This window comes from Bradyrhizobium sp. SZCCHNR1098 (genome assembly GCF_032489375.1).
GTDB lineage: Bacteria > Pseudomonadota > Alphaproteobacteria > Rhizobiales > Xanthobacteraceae > Bradyrhizobium.
In genome coordinates this window covers 87,304-105,138 of sequence record NZ_JAUEXY010000003.1, presented here as the reverse complement: position 1 = coordinate 105,138, position 17,835 = coordinate 87,304, and the positions used below count along the sequence as shown (strand labels likewise).

General features: G+C 65.5%; 19 protein-coding genes. 9 read left to right on the top strand and 10 right to left on the bottom strand.

Features of this window, described 5'->3' with window-relative positions:
* Positions 1-270 precede the first annotated feature (270 nt).
* Positions 271-468 carry a hypothetical protein gene (locus QX135_RS08645; RefSeq protein WP_008964013.1) on the top strand — a complete coding sequence of 66 codons (198 nt, stop codon included), beginning with the start codon at positions 271-273 and terminating at the stop codon, positions 466-468.
* 209 nt (positions 469-677) lie between these two features.
* On the opposite strand, the gene QX135_RS08640 is transcribed toward QX135_RS08645, so the two are convergent.
* From QX135_RS08640 to hpaR, 4 genes are all read right to left on the bottom strand, one after another.
* Positions 678-2,201, bottom strand: a complete 1,524-nt coding sequence (locus tag QX135_RS08640) for an altronate dehydratase family protein (protein ID WP_315737281.1) — start codon at positions 2,199-2,201, stop codon at positions 678-680.
* A gap of 111 nt (positions 2,202-2,312) precedes the next feature.
* The gene (locus QX135_RS08635; protein WP_316176638.1) at positions 2,313-3,092 is read right to left on the bottom strand and encodes an HpcH/HpaI aldolase family protein; all 780 of its coding nucleotides are present in this window, start codon (positions 3,090-3,092) and stop codon (positions 2,313-2,315) included.
* Positions 3,093-3,224: 132 nt separating this feature from the next.
* Positions 3,225-4,310 (bottom strand): malate/lactate/ureidoglycolate dehydrogenase, encoded by a 1,086-nt coding sequence (locus tag QX135_RS08630; RefSeq protein ID WP_316176639.1) that lies wholly within the window; start codon positions 4,308-4,310, stop codon positions 3,225-3,227.
* A 159-nt stretch (positions 4,311-4,469) separates the two neighbouring features.
* Complete coding sequence (hpaR, locus tag QX135_RS08625; protein WP_410052082.1) at positions 4,470-4,925, bottom strand: homoprotocatechuate degradation operon regulator HpaR; 456 nt, start codon at positions 4,923-4,925, stop codon at positions 4,470-4,472.
* A gap of 177 nt (positions 4,926-5,102) precedes the next feature.
* Here hpaR and hpaH point away from each other — a divergent pair, with 177 nt between their 5' ends.
* Genes hpaH through QX135_RS08600 form a run of 5 tightly spaced genes read left to right on the top strand, consistent with a single transcriptional unit; the run spans position 5,103 to position 10,401 of the window.
* On the top strand, positions 5,103-5,909 hold the full coding sequence (gene hpaH, locus QX135_RS08620; RefSeq protein WP_316176641.1) for a 2-oxo-hept-4-ene-1,7-dioate hydratase: 807 nt from the start codon (positions 5,103-5,105) through the stop codon (positions 5,907-5,909).
* A gap of 24 nt (positions 5,910-5,933) precedes the next feature.
* A complete protein-coding gene (locus QX135_RS08615) occupies positions 5,934-6,332 on the top strand; it encodes a 5-carboxymethyl-2-hydroxymuconate Delta-isomerase (RefSeq protein WP_315757741.1) in 399 nt (132 codons plus the stop codon).
* Positions 6,325-7,863: a 5-carboxymethyl-2-hydroxymuconate semialdehyde dehydrogenase gene (hpaE, locus tag QX135_RS08610; protein WP_316176642.1), complete on the top strand. Its 1,539-nt coding sequence runs from the start codon at positions 6,325-6,327 to the stop codon at positions 7,861-7,863. The genes QX135_RS08615 and hpaE overlap by 8 nt, the downstream gene beginning before the upstream one ends.
* Before the next feature lie 12 nt (positions 7,864-7,875).
* Positions 7,876-8,748, top strand: a complete 873-nt coding sequence (locus QX135_RS08605) for a fumarylacetoacetate hydrolase family protein (protein WP_316176643.1) — start codon at positions 7,876-7,878, stop codon at positions 8,746-8,748.
* 18 nt (positions 8,749-8,766) lie between these two features.
* A complete protein-coding gene (locus QX135_RS08600; protein ID WP_316176644.1) occupies positions 8,767-10,401 on the top strand; it encodes a thiamine pyrophosphate-dependent enzyme in 1,635 nt (544 codons plus the stop codon).
* 6 nt (positions 10,402-10,407) lie between these two features.
* Here QX135_RS08600 and QX135_RS08595 read toward each other — a convergent pair whose 3' ends face one another.
* The 3 genes from QX135_RS08595 to QX135_RS08585 all read right to left on the bottom strand — a co-directional run bounded on the left by QX135_RS08595 (position 10,408) and on the right by QX135_RS08585 (position 13,120).
* Positions 10,408-11,643 (bottom strand): MFS transporter, encoded by a 1,236-nt coding sequence (locus tag QX135_RS08595; protein WP_316176645.1) that lies wholly within the window; start codon positions 11,641-11,643, stop codon positions 10,408-10,410.
* Between the two features lie 74 nt (positions 11,644-11,717).
* Positions 11,718-12,371, bottom strand: coding sequence for a DNA oxidative demethylase AlkB (alkB, locus tag QX135_RS08590; RefSeq protein WP_316176646.1), 654 nt, complete (start codon positions 12,369-12,371; stop codon positions 11,718-11,720).
* Between the two features lie 5 nt (positions 12,372-12,376).
* Positions 12,377-13,120 (bottom strand): 2OG-Fe(II) oxygenase, encoded by a 744-nt coding sequence (locus QX135_RS08585; protein ID WP_316176647.1) that lies wholly within the window; start codon positions 13,118-13,120, stop codon positions 12,377-12,379.
* Between QX135_RS08585 and QX135_RS08580 the strand changes: the two genes are divergently transcribed.
* Positions 13,103-14,119, top strand: coding sequence for a biosynthetic peptidoglycan transglycosylase (locus tag QX135_RS08580; RefSeq protein ID WP_316176648.1), 1,017 nt, complete (start codon positions 13,103-13,105; stop codon positions 14,117-14,119). The genes QX135_RS08585 and QX135_RS08580 overlap by 18 nt on opposite strands.
* Here the strand turns inward: QX135_RS08580 and QX135_RS08575 are convergent, their stop codons facing one another.
* Genes QX135_RS08575 through QX135_RS08565 form a run of 3 tightly spaced genes read right to left on the bottom strand, consistent with a single transcriptional unit; the run spans position 14,120 to position 16,077 of the window.
* A complete protein-coding gene (locus tag QX135_RS08575; RefSeq protein ID WP_316176649.1) occupies positions 14,120-14,371 on the bottom strand; it encodes a hypothetical protein in 252 nt (83 codons plus the stop codon).
* Positions 14,372-14,391: 20 nt separating this feature from the next.
* Entirely contained in the window at positions 14,392-15,744 is a 1,353-nt protein-coding gene (locus tag QX135_RS08570; protein WP_316176650.1) for an amidase, read from the bottom strand.
* 6 nt (positions 15,745-15,750) lie between these two features.
* A complete protein-coding gene (locus QX135_RS08565; RefSeq protein WP_315772505.1) occupies positions 15,751-16,077 on the bottom strand; it encodes a hypothetical protein in 327 nt (108 codons plus the stop codon).
* Positions 16,078-16,268: 191 nt separating this feature from the next.
* On the opposite strand from QX135_RS08565, the gene QX135_RS08560 reads away from it, so the two are divergent.
* Positions 16,269-16,682, top strand: coding sequence for a Zn-ribbon domain-containing OB-fold protein (locus tag QX135_RS08560; RefSeq protein ID WP_315776466.1), 414 nt, complete (start codon positions 16,269-16,271; stop codon positions 16,680-16,682).
* A 4-nt stretch (positions 16,683-16,686) separates the two neighbouring features.
* Entirely contained in the window at positions 16,687-17,826 is a 1,140-nt protein-coding gene (locus QX135_RS08555) for a thiolase C-terminal domain-containing protein (RefSeq protein ID WP_316176651.1), read from the top strand.
* The last annotated feature ends 9 nt before the right edge of the window (positions 17,827-17,835 follow it).

Genomic DNA, 17,835 nt, shown 5'->3' with positions numbered 1-17,835 from the left:
CACGCACCGGTCGCTTTTCCGGCCGCTGCGCGCCCCAATCCGGCCCGTCACGAAGAACGAGAGAAGAACAAACAACCTCTCCAGCCGCACGCGGAGAGTTGTCCACAGGAAGGCGCGCAGGCGCTCACGGAAGATTGACCAGTCCCTCAAAGCAGGGATTAACCCCGAATGATGAACTAACAAGAACTAATAGCGTTGCATTTGCCGCAATCGCTTGATAGCTCGACTACACATGCTATTTAGGACCACCATTGCCAAAAGGAGAATCAAGTGGCGAAGACAGCTAAGAAGGCAGCTACCAAGAAGTTGGCGCGGAAACCCTACACGCCCGCCGACATCAAGCTGCTGAAGCAGCACTCGAAGTCCAAGACCCCGGTTGCCAAGATCGCCAAGGCCATGAAGCGGACCGAAGGCTCGCTCCGTCAGAAGGCCCTGGCGCTCGGCATCGGCCTGGGCCACCAGCGGTAAATTGCTCTGCGCCGCTGTCGCGCGAGCGTCGGCAGGGCCAGCCCATGACGGACTGCCCACGACAGCCAGCACATGGCGGCGCGCTCACCTGTCATCTGATCTCAGTTGCGATCCAGTCTCAGCTATTGGCGATCTCAGCTGCGATCAGATGCCGGGACATGTCAGACGGCAGCCCCGATATGGGGCAGCCGAATAGCTGAGTGATCCAGCTACATCGTCGCGCCGAGCACCCAGGGTGCGAACTCGGCCCCGCCGAAATCGAAGCTCTCGCTCTTGGTCGGCTGCCCCGAGGCGGTCTTCAGCATCAATTCGAAGATGCGCTGGCCGCACTCCTGCACCGTCTCCTCGCCGTCGAGGATGGTGCCGCAATTGACGTCCATGTCGTCTTCCATCCGCCTGTACATCGGCGTGTTGGTCGCGAGCTTGATGGACGGCGCCGGCTTGCAGCCGAACACGCTGCCGCGTCCGGTCGTGAAGCAGACGAGATTGGCGCCGCCGGCCACCTGCCCCGTCGCCGCGACGGGGTCGTAGCCAGGCGTGTCCATGAACACGAAGCCCTTCTTGGTGACGGCCTCGGCATAATGCAGCACATCGACCAGATTGGTGCTGCCGGCCTTGGCCATCGCGCCGAGCGACTTCTCGAGAATCGTCGTCAGGCCGCCCGCCTTGTTGCCCGGGCTGGGGTTGGCGTTCATCTCCGCACCCTCGCGCGCCGTATACTCCTCCCACCAGCGCATCAGGGAGACGAGCTTCTCGCCGACGTCGCGGCTGACTGCGCGGCGCGTCAGCAGATGCTCGGCGCCATAGGTCTCGGGCGTCTCCGACAGGATCACCGTGCCACCATGTCGCACCAGCAGATCGCTTGCTGCACCGAGCGCCGGATTGGCCGAGATGCCGGAATAGCCGTCGGAGCCGCCACACTGCAGCGCGACCGTCAGCTCGCTGGCCGGAACCGTCTCGCGCTTGACCCTGTTGGCGTCGGCGAGCGCTTCCTTGACGAAAGCAATGCCGGCCTCGACGGTCTTGCGGGTGCCACCGACCTCCTGGATGTCCATGGCACGCAGACGGCCGGCGAGCTTCTGCTCCTCCATCAGTCCGCCGATCTGATTGGCCTCGCAACCGAGACCGAGCACGATCACCGCAGAGAAGTTCGCGTGACGCGCGTAGCCGCCGAGGGTTCGCCGCAGCAGCTTCAGCGGCTCGTCGAGCGTCATGCCGCAGCCGGTCTTGTGCGTCAGCGCCACGACGCCATCGACGTTCGGGTAGTCGGCGAGCGGATCATCACCGGTGAAGGGATTCCGCTTGAAGACGTCGGCGACCAGGCCCGCGACATGCGCGCTGCAGTTCACCGACGTCAGAATGCCGATGTAGTTGCGGGTCGCGACCCGGCCATCGGGCCGGCGAATGCCCTCGAACGTCGCCGGAAGATCGAAGTTCGGCGTCGGCTTCACGTCGACGCCATAGGCATAATCCTTGGCGAAATCGCCCATGCCGCAGTTCTGTGTATGAACGTGCTGCCCCGGCGCGATCGGCGCGGTCGCGAAGCCGATGATCTGGCCGTAGCGGCGGATGGGCTCGCCCTGCGCGATCGGACGCACCGCGACCTTATGCCCCGCCGGAATGCGGTCCACCGTGGCCACGCCATCGGCAACCGCGAGGCCGGGCGGCAGACTCGCACGCGCGATCAGGACGCTGTCCTCGGGATGAAGACGGATGACGGGGGCGGGAGCCATGGCAGTCTCTCTTCGTTTGTATCGGTAGGTCGCAAACCGGCATGCGAATAGCGAGTTGCGAATAGCGAATGAATGAATCCCCTATTCGCTACTCCCTATTCGCAATTCGCCTCAGGCCCTGCCGCCGGAGTCCTTGCGGGTCTGCGCGACTTGCTGGCGGGCATAGACCTGCATCAGGCCGACCTCGTTGGACAAGGTCACGAGCTTGAAGCCCATGTTGATGGCGCGGACAGCGCCCTCGGCGCCGCTGCAATGAATACCGGGATTGAGCCCGCGCTTGCCGCACTCCTTCACGATCTTCTCATAGATCTTGAGGATCTCCGGCTCGTCGCGATCGAGCTTCGGCACGAGACCATAGGAGAAGCCGAGATCGGAGGGACCGATATAGACGCCGTCGATGCCTTCGACATCGAGAATGGCTTCCATGTTCTCGACCGCGGTCCTGGTCTCCATCATCGGCAGCAGCACGATCTCGTCGTTGGCCGTCTTCTGATACTCGCCCGCGCCGCCATACATGCCCGAACGGATCGGACCGTTGGAGCGCACACCCTTGGGCGGATATTTGGAATAGGAAACGAGGTTGCGCGCTTCCTGCGCTGTGTTGACCATCGGGCAGATGACGCCATAGGCACCGCCATCGAGCACCTTGCCGATGATGCCGGGCTCATTCCACGGCACGCGCACCATCGGCGTGACCGGATGGCCATGCATCGCCTGAAAGCACTGCACCATCGACAGATAGTCCTGTACCCCGTGCTGCATGTCCACGGTGACGCTGTCGAAGCCGCACTGAGCCACGACCTCCGCGGAAAAGCCCGAGGGGATCGCGAGCCAGGCATTCACCACCGTCTTGCCTTCGGCCCAGAGCTGCTTGACCTTATTGTTCGCCACGACTGCGTTTCCTTCCCTTGTTGTTCAACCGATCCGTCTCATTAGAATTCGTTTTCGCCCATGGCGCAACGCAATGCAATCCCGCTCAATTTGAGCATGGATGCTTCGCGCCACCCGCAAATCACACTGATATCACGATGTCGCCCGCTGAATGCTCGCTTCGCTGACACCGACTTCGCGTGCCGTGTTCACTATTGCCGCCCAGGTGTCATCGGGCAAGGGCACGCCATTGGCCGTACGCTCGGCCCGCATCTTGCGCTCGGGATCGCCCGGCACCAGAACCTGATCGACGCCGGAGACCGGCTTGGTCGCCCGGATGAAATCCGTGTAGCGGGTGATCTCACCATCGAAGAAGCTCGCCGGATCGACCACCTTCGGGTCGATGTAGATCGCGAGCATGCCGTTGGCAAAGCGCCGGTTTGCCGACGTCGCCCCGGTGCCGGTCAAGGCGCCGCCGAGCAGCTCGCAGATGAAGGCGAGACCGGAGCCCTTGTGCTCGCCGAAGGCGCGGATCGCTCCCGTCCCCTTGGTGTGGTCGCGCGTCCCCTCGGCCTCATAGGGTCCATAGAGCACCGCCGGATCCTCGCTGAGCGTACCATCGGCATCGATCAAGGCGCCCTTGGGCAGCTTCTTGCCGCCGCGGCTCGCCACCAGGACCTTGCCCTCGGCCACGATCGAGGTCGCGAAATCGAGCACGATGGGATCCTGTCCCTGGCGTGGGATGCCGACACAATAGGGCGCGGTCGAGAACCGCTTCTCGACTCCGCCATAGGGAGCCACCAGCAGCGAGCCTGCGGCCGTGACGAAATGAATGGAGACGAGTCCCTCAGCGGCGGCCATCTCCGCCCAGTCGCCGACCCGGCCGAGATGGCCGGAATTGCGCAGCGCCAAGGCGGCCAAGCCGCTCTTCTTGCAACGCTCGATGCCGATCCTCACGGCCTGTGGTGTCACGGTCTGGCCGTAGCCGAACTTGCCGTCGACGACCACCAGCGACGGGGTGTCGACCACGACCTCTGCGGTCTGGTTGGGCACGATCGAACCCATCTTCTGCCAACGGATATAGACGGGCACGCGGATCACACCGTGGCTGTCATGCCCTGTCAGGTTGGCCGTCGTCAGATAGGTCGCGATCCGGCGGGCCTCCTCCGGCGAGGAATTGGCGTGTTCGAAGACATCGGCAACGAAATCGATGAGATGCGCAACCTTGATAGTGACCATGACAACTCGCGGGTTCGATCAGCATGCGAAAACAGAGTTAGCATGGTTTGCCATGCCTGCGACGCACGCCATCTCCGCTCGACTGCATCGCTTCTTATCAAAACGCCGAACGGCCTGCCAAGCACGAGACCCCACCCATTGCGTCTCGTCCGCGGCATATCAGCCGTCGCCGCTGTCGTCGGGGTCGAGATCGCCGCCAATGCTCCGCTCGAGCTCGCCCAGCATCTTGTGCAATGCGGCAAGCTTGCGTGCACCATACCGGCTGGCAATTGATGCGTAGATCGCCTCTGAGCTCGGCGCGACCTGCGCGATCAGCTTCATGCCCTTGGTCGAGATCGACAACACGCCTCTGCGCATGTCGCGGCTATCGACTTCGCGTTGAATCAAGCCGCGCGCCTCGAGATCGCGCAGGATGCGGGACAGGCTAGGCCCAAGCAGGAACGCGACCCGCGCCAGCTCCGTCACCTCGATCACGTCGACCGCCGCCAGCGCGCGCAGGATGCGCCATTGCTGCTCGGTCAGGCCGTGCTGCCGCAGACTGGGACGAAACTGCCGCATCACGGCCTCACGCGCCCGCAACAATGCCATCGGCAGCGACTGCGAGAAGTCACGCATTGGCACCTTACGGGCTTCCTTCGCCGCCTGCCTGGCGACCTTGGCCCTGATCTCGCTCACATCGGTCCCCCCTGGGCCGCCCCAAACATTTGCACTGCAGCAATTGCCCTTTCGATTTGCCCGCAGAAACTTAACATGTTAACCATCTCTCGCCACCTCTTTTCCGAGCGATCACTCATGCCTCTTGCGAGCGACCAGATTCATAGCTGCGCCTTACGCCTGGATCAGGCCGAAAAGAGCCGCCGCCAGATCAGGCAGCTGTCGCAGGAGTTTCCCGATATCACCATCGCAGATGCCTATGCGATCCAGGAGGCCTGGATCAGCGTCAAGGTGGCCGCGGGCCGCGTCATCAAGGGTCACAAGATCGGATTGACATCGAAGGCGATGCAGAGCGCGCTGAACATCGATGAACCGGATTCGGGCGTGCTGCTCGACGACATGTTCTTTGCCGATGGCGGGCTGGTGCCGTCCGACCGCTTCATCGCGACGCGTATCGAGGCGGAGCTTGCCTTCGTCATGAAGCACCGTCTGTCTGGACCGGACTGCACCTTGTTCGACGTACTCAACGCGACGGATTTCGTGGTGCCGGCACTCGAGATCCTGGATACGCGGATCGAGCGGGTGGATTCCGCGACCAAGGCGACCCGCAAGATCTTCGATACGATCGCCGACAACGCCGCAAATGCCGGCATCGTGCTCGGCGGCCGGCCGCTGCGGCCGCTCGATGCCGACCTGCGCTGGATCGGCGCACTCTGTTATAAGAACGGTCAACTGGAAGAGACCGGCTTGGCCGCCGGCGTGCTGAACAACCCGGCAACGGCCGTTGCGTGGCTCGCCAACAAGATCGCGGCAAATGGATTGGCGCTGGAGCCGGGACAGGTGGTCCTTGCCGGCTCGTTCATCCGACCGATCGAGGCGCGCAAGGGCGACACGATCCAGGCCGACTACGGCCCGTATGGGACGGTGAGCTGTTACTTCGCCTGACGCCTGCCCCGGAGCGACCGCATCATGCCGCATTTCAGCATCGAATACTCCGCCAATCTCGACGCCTTTGTCGTTATGGCCAATGTCTGCGAAGTGGTCCGCAAGGCCGCCAGCGAGACCGGGATCTTTCCGATCGGCGGCATCCGCGTGCGCGCGATCCGCTGCGAGCACTACGCGATCGCCGACGGCAAGCCCGACTCCGCCTTCCTCGCCATGCTGCTGCGGCTCGGCGAAGGCCGCGACCTCGCGGCACGGCAGAAGGCCGGCGAGCACGTTTTCAAGGCGCTCTCGGCGTATCTCGATCCGGTCTTCGCCAGCAGCAAGTTCGCGCTGTCCTTCGACATGCAGATCAACGACGCCGCGACCAGCTGGAAGCGCAACAACATCCACGACGCCCTGAAAGCGGAGGCATCCCATGGATAAGGCCAGTCCCAAAGCCGACATCTACAAGGCCAATCTCGACCGTGCCGCTCCCCTGCTCGCGAAGCTGAAGGACGGGGGCATCGGCCACTTCATCGACGGCAAGGTGGTGCCGGCGATCTCGGGCGCGACGTTCGAGACGAAGTCTCCGATCGACGGTGCCGTGCTCGCCAAGGTCGCGCGCGGCAATGCCGAGGACATCGATCGCGCGGCGACCTCGGCCGCCCTCGCCTTCAAGTCGTGGCGCGACATGGCGCCCGCGATGCGGCGCAAGCTGCTGCATCGCGTGGCCGACGCGATCGAGGATCATGCCGACGACATCGCCGTGCTCGAATGCATCGACACCGGTCAGGCCTATCGCTTCATGGCCAAGGCCGCGATCCGCGCCGCCGAGAATTTCCGCTTCTTCGCCGACAAATGCACCGAGGCCCGCGACGGCCTGAGCACGCCGAGCGACGAGCATTGGAACATCTCGACGCGGGTGCCGATCGGCCCGGTCGGCGTGATCACGCCGTGGAACACGCCGTTCATGCTGTCGACCTGGAAGATCGCGCCGGCGCTCGCGGCCGGCTGCACGGTGGTGCACAAGCCCGCCGAATGGTCGCCGATCACGGCGCAATGGCTGGCGAAGCTCGCCAAGGACGCCGGCATTCCCGACGGCGTGCTCAACACCGTCCACGGCTTTGGCGAGGAGGCCGGCAAAGCGCTGACCGAGCATGCCGCGATCAAGGCGATCGGCTTCGTCGGCGAGAGCTCGACCGGATCTGCGATCATGGCGCAGGGCGCGCCGACCTTGAAGCGGGTGCATTTCGAGCTCGGCGGCAAGAACCCGGTGATCGTGTTCGACGATGCCGACCTCGATCGGGCGCTCGATGCGGTCGTGTTCATGATCTACTCGCTCAACGGCGAGCGCTGCACCTCCTCCAGCCGCCTGCTGGTTCATAAGAGCATCGCCGAGACCTTCACGGCCAAGCTCGCCGCACGCGTGCGCGCGCTGAAAGTGGGTCATCCGCTCGATCCCGCCACCGAGATCGGGCCGCTGATCCACGAGCGGCATCTCGCCAAGGTCTGCTCCTATGTCGACATCGCGCGCCAGGATGGCGCGATCGTCGCCGTCGGCGGCAAGCCGTTTGCCGGCCCTGGCGGCGGTCATTATGTCGAGCCGACGCTCGTCACCGGCGCGAACCAGACCATGCGCGTGGCCCAGGAGGAAGTGTTCGGGCCGTTCCTCACGGTGATCCCGTTCCGCGACGAGGCGGAGGCGATCGCGATCGCCAATGACATACAATATGGCCTCACCGGCTATGTCTGGACCGGCGACATGGGCCGCGCGCTGCGCGTCGCCGATGCGCTGGAGGCCGGCATGATCTGGCTCAACTCGGAGAACGTCCGCCATCTGCCGACGCCGTTCGGCGGCATGAAGGCGTCGGGCATCGGTCGCGATGGCGGCGACTACTCGTTCGACTTCTACATGGAGACCAAGCACGTCTCGCTCGCGCGCGGCACCCACAAGATCCAGCGGCTCGGCGTCTAAGGAGAACCGCCCATGACCTCCCCTCGCCTCGCCACCTATGTCGCCGATGGCTCGGTCCGCTACGGACTTGCGACCGACAAGGGCCTCGTCGAACTCTCCTCGCGTTTCGCGAAGGACTATCCGACCCTGCGTGAGGTGATTGCCGCAGGCGCCCTGCCGCGGCTGATCGATGCCGCCGCCGGGCTGTCTCCCGATCACGGCCTCGATGCCATCACCTGGCTGCCGCCCATCCCCTCGCCCGAGAAGATCATCTGCATCGGCGTCAACTATCCCGATCGCAACGCCGAGTACAAGGACGGCCAGGACGCGCCGAAATATCCGTCGATGTTCATGCGCACGCCGCGCTCCTTCGTCGGCCATGACACGCCGCTGGTGCGTCCGCGCGCCTCGCCGCAGCTCGACTATGAGGGCGAGCTGGTCCTCGTGATCGGCAAGGCCGGCCGGCACATTCCGGAAAGCCAGGCGCTGGATCACATCGCCGCGCTCACGCTGTGCAACGAGGGTACGATCCGCGACTGGGTGCGGCACGCAAAATTCAACGTCACGCAAGGCAAGAACTTCGATTCGACCGGCAGCCTCGGCCCCTGGATCGTGCCCTACACGGATGAGCGCCAGATTGCCGACATCAGGCTGACCACGCACGTCAATGGCGAATTGCGCCAGGACGACCGGACGTCGCGGCTGATCTTCGGCTTCCGCTATCTCATCAACTACATCTCGACCTTCGCGACGCTGGTGCCTGGTGACGTCATCGTGACGGGCACGCCGACCGGGGCCGGTGCACGGTTCGATCCGCCGCGCTATCTCAAGCCCGGCGACGTCATCGAGATCGCGGCCGAGGGCGTCGGCACCTTGCGCAACGGCGTCGTCGACGAAGCTCTGTAACAGTTCAGGAACGGAAGCATGACCACCATGACCGGCGGCGAAGCCATCGTCAGCGGGCTCGTCGCCCACGGCGTCGACACCGTGTTCGGCCTGCCCGGCGCGCAGGTCTACGGCCTGTTCGACGCCTTCCACCAGGCGCAATTGAAAGTCATCGGCGCCCGCCATGAGCAGGCCTGCGGCTACATGGCGTTCGGCTATGCGCGCGCCAGCGGCAAGCCCGGCGTGTTCAGCGTCGTACCGGGTCCCGGCGTGCTCAACGCTGGTGCTGCGCTGCTCACCGCCTTCGGCTGCAATGAGCCGGTGCTGTGCCTCACGGGCCAGGTGCCGACCGACTATCTCGGGCGTGGCCGCGGCCATCTGCACGAGATGCCGGACCAGCTCGCGACCTTGCGCACCTTCGTCAAATGGGCCGAGCGCATCGAATATCCCGACAGCGCGCCGACGCTGGTCTCGCGCGCCTTTCAAGAGATGATGTCCGGGCGGCGCGGCCCCGCGGCGCTGGAAATGCCCTGGGACGTGTTCACGCAGAAGGCCGAGACGGCCGCCGCAAAGCCGCTGGCTCCGTTCGCGCCGCCGCAGCCCGATCCCGACCGCATCGCCAAGGCCGCCGCGCTGATCACGGCTGCGAAGACGCCGATGATTTTCGTCGGTGCGGGCGCGATCGATGCGCGCGAGGAGATCCGCGAGCTCGCCGAGATGATCGACGCGCCGGTGGTCGCTTTTCGCTCCGGGCGCGGCATCGTCTCCAATGCGCACGAGCTCGGGCTCACCATGGCTGCGGCCTACAAGCTCTGGCCGACCACGGATCTGATGATCGGCATCGGCACCCGCATGGAGCTGCCGACCACGTTCCGCTGGCCGTTCAAGCCGGACGGCCTGAAGTCGATCCGCATCGACATCGATCCCGCCGAGATGCGGCGCCTGATCGTCGATGCCGGCATCGTCGCCGATGCCAAGGCGGGCACGGCCGCGCTGGCCGCCGCCGTCAGCAAGGCGGGCTATCGCAAGACAACAGGCCGTCGCGCGTCCATCCGCGACGCCAGCGCTGCGACCTTGCAGGAGATCCAGCAGGTGCAGCCGCAGATGGCCTATCTGAACGTGCTGCGCGAGGTGCTGCCGAAAGACGCCATCGTCACCGACGAGCTGTCACAAGTCGGCTTCGCCTCCTGGTACGGCTTTCCGGTCTACGAGCCGCGCACCTTCATCACCTCGGGCTATCAGGGCACGCTCGGCGCCGGCTTTCCGACCGCGCTCGGCGCCAAGGTGGCGCATCCCGACACGCCTGTCGTCGCGATCACCGGCGATGGCGGTTTCATGTTCGCCGTGCAGGAGCTGGCGACGGCCGTGCAATACAACATCAGCGTCGTCACCCTGGTGTTCAACAACAACTCTTACGGCAATGTCCGACGCGACCAGCGCGAGCGCTTCGACGGCCGCGTCGTCGCCTCCGATCTCGTCAATCCGGATTTCGTCAGGCTCGCCGAATCCTTCGGCGTCGCCGCCAGCAAGGTCACGTCGCCCGACCAGTTCAAGTCGGCGCTGGAGACCGCGCTCGCCCATGGCGGGCCGTATCTGATCGACATCGAGGTGCCGCGCGATTCCGAGGTCTCGCCCTGGGCCTTCATCCATCCGTCGAAGCCTCCAGGGATCTGATCGACCTCACGGCGGGGACGCGCGGCGTCCCTGCAATCCGGCCGCGGCCATCGCCAGCAGGCCGGCCCCGGCCACGAGCCAGCACGCGACTGGCGCCCACTGCACCAGCGGCGCATAGTCGGGCAGCTTCTGCAGACCGCCGGCGACGGCGGCGATCCGCGCGAAGGTTGCCAGCGCCAGCGCCGAGAAGACGAGCCCGGTCACCTTGCCCTCGGCACCCGTCGTCCCGATCGCGAGCGCCGCGGAAATGGCGCTCATCATCATGCAGCCCCAGGCCGCACCGGCGATGAACTGCGCCACGATCAGCACGGTCAGCGCACCCGCGAGCTCGGCACTGACGATGGCGAGTGCACCCAGCAGCCCGGCAATTCCCATCACCATGAGCCCGCCGCGATGCTTCACCACGACGCTGGCCGGGAACAGCACGAGGTTGAAGCCGATCCAGAACACCGGCATCAGCCAGGGCAGATCCTCCGGCTTGGCAAAGCGCAGATAGAACGCCGAGCTGTTGATGCTGAAATGCAGCTGGTAGCCGAGCGCGAGGATCACCATCGCGCCAATGAACAGCAGCGGCAATCCCCGCAGCGGCTTGGGCCCTGGCTTGGATTCGGGCTTGGCCGGCGCTTGCGCTGCCCGACCGCTATCCTGCGGGATGCGCGCGAGACCGAGCGCGGTCAGCAGCAGCACCGCCGATGAGATGACGAACGGCAATCGCGGATCGTAGTCGCGCAGGATCACACCGAGATATGGCGACACGGCGCCGGCCACGCCATAGCCGAGCATGACCAGCGCTGCCAGGAACGGAATGGCCGGCCGGGCCGCATGGCGCCCGAGCAGGGTCAAGGGCGGCGCGCGCAACACCGAGGAGGTCAGCGCCCAGATCGCGATCAGTCCGATGAAGACCGCTGGACCCGCCGACGCCGCCACGAAAGGCAGCGCGACAAAGGCGGCGCAGGATACCGCAGTCAGCAGGCCGACGAAGATGCCGAAGCGCGCGGCCGCGCGCCCGATCCGATCGGCCGCAACTCCCATCGCGGTATCGAACAATGTGAAGATCGCCTGGTCCAGCATCAGGATCAGGATGACGGCCGAAGGCGCGATGCCGGCCTGGGCCGCGAGCTTCGGCAGATAGATCACATAGGTCGTCCACAGCAGCGTGAACACCAGCTGCAGCAGCGCAAGGTGAAGTCCTATTCGCGTCGCCGCCGGCGCTCGCTCCTCCGCAAGTTCGACAGTGCTCATGGCCCCTCTCCCGGGGGCAGCATAGAGCCACGGATGCCCGTTGCAAAACGAGGAAGGTCACAGACCGGCCAGGACTACCGCGCTCGGCGGAAGGTCAGGTTGATGCGCCGGCGGCCGAGCCGAGCATGCTCACCGTCGGCGAGCGGCGCAACGCCGTGAAATGCGAGCCGCGCCGGCCCGCCCCAGACCACGACATCGCCATGAACCAGCCGATAACGCTGCGTCTTGTCGGTGCGTTTGAGCCCGCCGAACAGGAACGTTGCCGGCAGCCCCAGTGACACCGAGACGATCGGCGCGCCGATGTCACGCTCGTCGCGGTCCTGATGCAGCGACATCCTGGCGCCCGGCTCATAGCGGTTGATCAGGCAGGCATCGGGCGCGAAGCCTGCGAAACCGGCCTCGCTTGCGGCTTGCTCGGCAAGTTGATGAAACAGCGGCGGCATCGCCGGCCATGGCTGGCCGCTGTCCGGATCAACAGCATCATAGCGGTAGCCGCTGCGATCCGTGACCCAGCCACACGCACCGCAACTCGTCATCGCGACCGACATCCGATGGCCGCCCGGGGTCACCATGCGGCGAAACGGCGCCTGCGCCGCGATCGCCTCGATCGCTGTGATCAGCTCCGCCTCCTGCGGCCGCGCGAAGCCGCGCAGCAGCACCGCGCCGGGCGCGAGCTGCTCGCGGGCCGGTCCTGCCGCCGCGAATCCATCGAACAGATCCGCCGTCATGCGCCTCACTTCGCATCGTGAAAGATCACGCCCAGCGTATGGCGCCGGCCGGCGCGCAGCCGGCTGACACCATGGCGCATGTTGACGCGGTAGCTGCCGCGCGTGCCCTGCACCGGACGATTGTGGACCGCGAACACCACGGCATCGCCCTGCCGCAGCGGCACCACCTCGGCGCGCGACTGCATGCGCGGCCGCTGCTCGGTCAGCACGAACTCGCCGCCCTCGAAATCGCGCCCCGGCTCGGACAAGAGGATCGCGACCTGCAGCGGAAACACGTGCTCGCCATACAGATCCTGGTGCAGGCAGTTGTAGTCGCCCTCGACATATTGCAGCAGCAGCGGCGTTGGCCTGGTCTGGCCGGCCTGATGACAGCGTGCGAGAAAATCCTCGTGGTCGCCGGGATACCGGACGTCGATCCCCATCGTCGCGTTCCAGCGATTGGCGATCGTAACCAAACGCGCATAGAGCAGCGGCCGCAGCCGCGCGATCGGATCCGGCAGCGGATAGCTGAAATACTTGTACTCGCCGCGCCCAAACCCGTGCCGCGCCATGATGACGCGGCTGCGGAAGTGGCTGTCGTCCGGATAGAGCGCCGCCAGCGCACGGCACTCCTCGGGCGAGACCAGTTGCGGCAACACCGCACAGCCGCCAGCATCGAGGTCGCGTTCGACCATCGCCCAGTCGATTGCATCGATCCCGGTGGCGGCGGAAACGTCGATTTCGGGCACTGCGTGCTCGAGTCTGGCCATGCAATTCATCCCAGCTGTCATTCCGGGGCGGCGCGAAGCGACGAGCCCGGAATCCATACGCACGATCGTGGTTATGGATTCCGGGCCTGCGCGCAAGGGCGCGCATCCCGGAATGACGAGGGTGTGACAGAAGAGGGAGCGACGGCCACCCGTTTCCTGGACGGCCTAGCGGCCTGGCGCCTGAACGCCACGATGAACCGAAACGCTTCGGGCGGAACCAATGTTCTGACGATGCAACGTCCCGGCACCAGACGCGTCTTCATCCTGTTCGGCAAGTCGATCCTGGCCTTGCTCTCGCTCGCCGTCATGCTGCTGCTCTACGTCGAAGGCTATGTGATCTGGTACTTCGAATATGGCCTCGGCCTCCCCACCGAGAGCCGGCTTGCGGCCCTCCCGACGGAAGGTCCACTCTGTCCGACCTCTCCGAACATTCGCTTTATGCCGCTCTCGGAGATTCCGCCTCTGGTCCGGAACGCCGTCGTGGCGTCTGAAGACCGCGACTTCTACGCGCGCCCCTATGTCGGCCCGCTGGCCCGGCTCGCATCCGACATTGCGGCTGGTCGCCGGCCGGGGCGGTCGAACATCATCCACTCGGTCAGCCGCGATTGTCTCTGTACCCTCGTGCCGGACTGCTACAAAGGACCGAGCCTCGAATGGCAGATTGGCACGGAGGTCTTCATGGGCCGCATCGAGCGCACGTTCACGCGCGATCGCATCCTGGAGGCCTATCTGAACAACTCCTATCTTGGCCACCGGACCCATGGTGCTGCAGACGCAGCCACGACCTATTTCGGCAAAGCCCTCGCAAGCCTCGATATCGGCGAGATTGCCTTTCTCCTCGCGCGTTTCCGATGGCCGTGGCCCTCTGAGCACGACAGCGAGTGGCGCAATCGCATGCTCGACAGGATGCTGGCCGCCGGTCTCATCGACCAAGCCCAGGCCACCGCGGCCAAAGCCGCGCCACTTCCCCCGATCGATGGCCAGCCACGCAATCCCTGATCATCCCTCCCGTTCAATGAAGTCTCGCGGAACACAGAATGAGTGGCCCGTGCAGCGCGCGCTATCGGCGTCTTCGACAATCGTACTGAAGCCAAGCCAGTAGTAGCCATAAGTGTCAATTTCACTGACCACGCATGATTGGCCAATGAAGCCGCGCATCTCCGTTTGCTCGCTCGCAGGCAAGTCATGCACCAGCCAATCAGGCAGACCGAGCAGCCTCACACGATCCCCAACCTGAATGTCATTCGACACCTGAGCAATTCCCGGCCGCCTCACCCCCGCACCACGCCCTCAACCGCCGCCGCGATCTCCAGCAGCGTGCGGTCGTTGCCGCCGGATCGCGCCAGCATCAGGCCGACGGGGACCTCGCCATGGCGGTGCGCCGGCAGCGAGATCGCGCAGCCGTCGATCATGTTGATGAAGGTGCAGTTGCGCAGGGCACGGATGTTTTCGCGGGCGAAGGCTGCGTCGTCGGCGAGATCGGCGATTTTTGGCGGCGTGTTGGCGGTGGTCGGCATGACAAGCGCGTCGTAGGGCGCGATCCGCGCGGCGGCGCGCTTCACCAGCGAGCGTCGGGCATTCAGCATCTCGATGTAATCCGGCACCGTGATCGCCTCGCCGCGCAGGATGCGGACGGAGACGCGCGGATCATAGACGTCGCCCTTGGCGGTCAGCAGGAAGCGGTGCCAGGCGTAGCTCTCGGCCGCGGCAAAGCCGCCCTTCGCGCCGATGACGCCGACGTCGAGGAATTCAGGGAACTCGATGCGCTCGATGAGCGCCCCCTGCTTCGCCAGCGTCTCCAGCGCCCGCTCGAAGGTCTCGGCGACCTCGGCATCGAGCTCGTCGAGCACGATCGTCGTGGGCACCGCGAGCCGCAGGCCCTTCACCGGCCGCGCAGCCAGCGGCCGGATCGGCTCATCGGCCAGCACCGAGTCGAGGATCGCGCAGCAGGCGACGGTGTTGGCGAGCGGCCCAAAGCTGTCGAGCGTGGAGGACAGCGGCACGCCGCCGTCGAGCGGCACGCGGACCTGCGTCGGCTTGAAGCCTGTGATGCCGTTGAAGGCGGCGGGGATGCGGCAGGAGCCGCCGGTGTCGGTGCCAAGCGCGCCATAGGCCATGCGGTCGGCGATCGAGACGGCGGCGCCCGACGACGAGCCGCCGGGGACATGGCCGACCTCGCGCTTCCAGGCGCTCTTCGGCGTGCCGTAGTGCGGGTTGATGCCGATGCCGGAATAGGCGAACTCGGTCATGTTGGTGCGGCCGATCACGACGAAGCCGGCCCGGCGCAGCCGCGCCACGGCAGGCGCATCGGCCTCGGCCGGCGCGGAGTCGTCGAGCGCGCGCGAGCCGGCACGGGTCACCTGGCCCTTGATGTCGAACAGATCCTTGATCGAGACCGGAATGCCGGCGAAAGGCGACGGCGCGGCATTGGCCTTGCGCAGCGCGTCCATGCCGTCGGCGGCCGCCAGCGCGGCGTCCTTGTCGACATGGATGAAGGCGCGCCCTCCCTCGCCGGCGGGATCGGCGATCCGGGCCAGACACGCCTCCACCAGCTTGCGCGACGTGGTGCGGCCGGCGGCGAGATCGTCGGCCAGCGCGGCCAGGGTCGGATTTGAAGCGGTCATGGCGTCCTATCGCGTGTGATCAGCGGCATCGGCCGCGATATCCATATCGAGCAGCGCGGAACTCAGCGACTTGCCGTGCGCATCCAGCGCCAGCGAGCGGGTCACCCCGCCGCCGAGCGCCCGGCTCATCACGAAATTCAGCGCCGCAATGTTGGGCAGCTCATAGCGGACCACCTCGCCCCGGACAATGCCGGCAAAGTGGGCCCTGACCCGCTCGGCCGTCACCTGTGCGCGCAGCAATGGATAATCCTTGGCGTCGTAGGCGATGACCGAGATGTTCGAGGTATCACCTTTGTCGCCGGTCCTGGAATGGGCGATGTCGCGCAGCTTCATCTCGTCTCCGATCATGCGGCCGCATCAAAGACCAATTTTCACCGGACGGCAATTGCTGCCCGGGACACCTCTGCGCTTGCCGGAGAGCGGCATGCGCGGCGTGATGGACCGTTGACGCGTCTGCTTCAAATGGCGCATCACATCCGGCAAATGAGCAGGCGACGGAGCCCGCCACAGGGAGGATCCATCGGATGGCCGAGCCAGCGCGCGCACGTCCCAAGCCGACACCCGAGACCCAGCATTTCTGGGACGGCACCAGAGCCGCTGAATTGCGACTGCAGCGCTGCGACGCCTGCGCCCACGTCTACTTCCCGCCGCGCCCGTTCTGTCCGGCCTGCGCCAGCCGCAAGGTCAGCGTCTTCAAGGCCTCAGGCCGGGGCACGCTCTACAGCTACGTCATCAACCATCGTCCCCCTGCGCCCGGCTTCACGCCGCCCTACGCCATTGCCGTCGTGGCGCTCGAAGAGGGCCCGCGCATGATGAGCAACATCACGGGCTGCCCCCAGACACCGGAGGCATTGGAGCTCGACATGCCGCTCGAAGTCACTTTCGAGCCGCTCGACGAACAAATCACCCTGCCCCTGTTCCGGCCGGCGAAAGGATAGCGCCATGCGTCGAAACCAGGTGGCCGTGGTCGGCGCGGCCGAGACCACCGAGCTCGGTATCATCCCGACGATGTCGCAGATCCAGCTGCATGCGGACGCGGCGCTGAATGCGATCGCCGATGCCGGGCTCAAGCTGTCGGACATCGACGGCTTCGCCACCGCGGTCGAGACGCCGCAGCAGATCTGTCATTACCTCGGCATCACGCCGACCTGGGTCGACGGCACCTCGGTCGGCGGCTGCTCCTTCATGCTGCATGTCCGCCACGCCGCGGCTGCGATCGAAGCCGGCCTATGCAAGACCGTGCTGATCACCCACGCCGAGAGCGGCAAATCGATGATCGGCAGGCTGCCGCGCTCGATTCCGCCGGACAGTCTGCAGGGCCAGTTCGAGGCGCCGTTCGGCATCTCAGGGCCGCCCAGCATGTTCCCGATCCCCGTGCTGCGCTACATGAAGACCTACGGCATCACCCATGAGCAGTTGGCGATGGTCGCCGTCGTCCAGCGCGAATGGGCCGCGAAGAATCCTCGCGCGATGATGAAGGATCCGATCACGGTCGAGGACGTGCTGAACTCGCGCATGATCGCCTATCCGTTCCGGCTGCTGCAATGCTGTCTCGTCACCGATGGCGGCGGCGCGCTGATCCTGACCTCGGCCGATCGAGCCAAGGATTTTCCGCAGAGGCCAGTCTATATTCTCGGCACCGGCGAAAGCGTGGAGACGCCGATGGTCAGCCAGATGGAGACGTTCAATTCGTCGCGTGCCTTCAAGGTCGCGGGCCCCCTCGCCTTCAAGGAGGCCGGCATCGGCCATGCCGACGTCGACCATCTCATGATCTACGACGCGTTCGCGCATCTGCCGCTGTTCGGGCTCGGCGATCTCGGCTTCATGCCGCATGAGGAGACCGGCCCGTTCATCGCTGCCGGACACACACGTCCCGGCGGCAAGCTGCCGCTCAATACCAATGGCGGCGGCCTGTCCTACATGCATTCGGGCATGTACGGCATGTATGCGTTGCAGGAGAGCGTGCGCCAGATGCGTGGCATCGCCCCGGCGCAGGTACCCGGAGCCAAGATCTCGGTGTGTCACGGCGTCGGCGGCATGTTCGCCGCGTCAGGGACGATTATTTTTACGAACGAAAGATAACCACCGTCA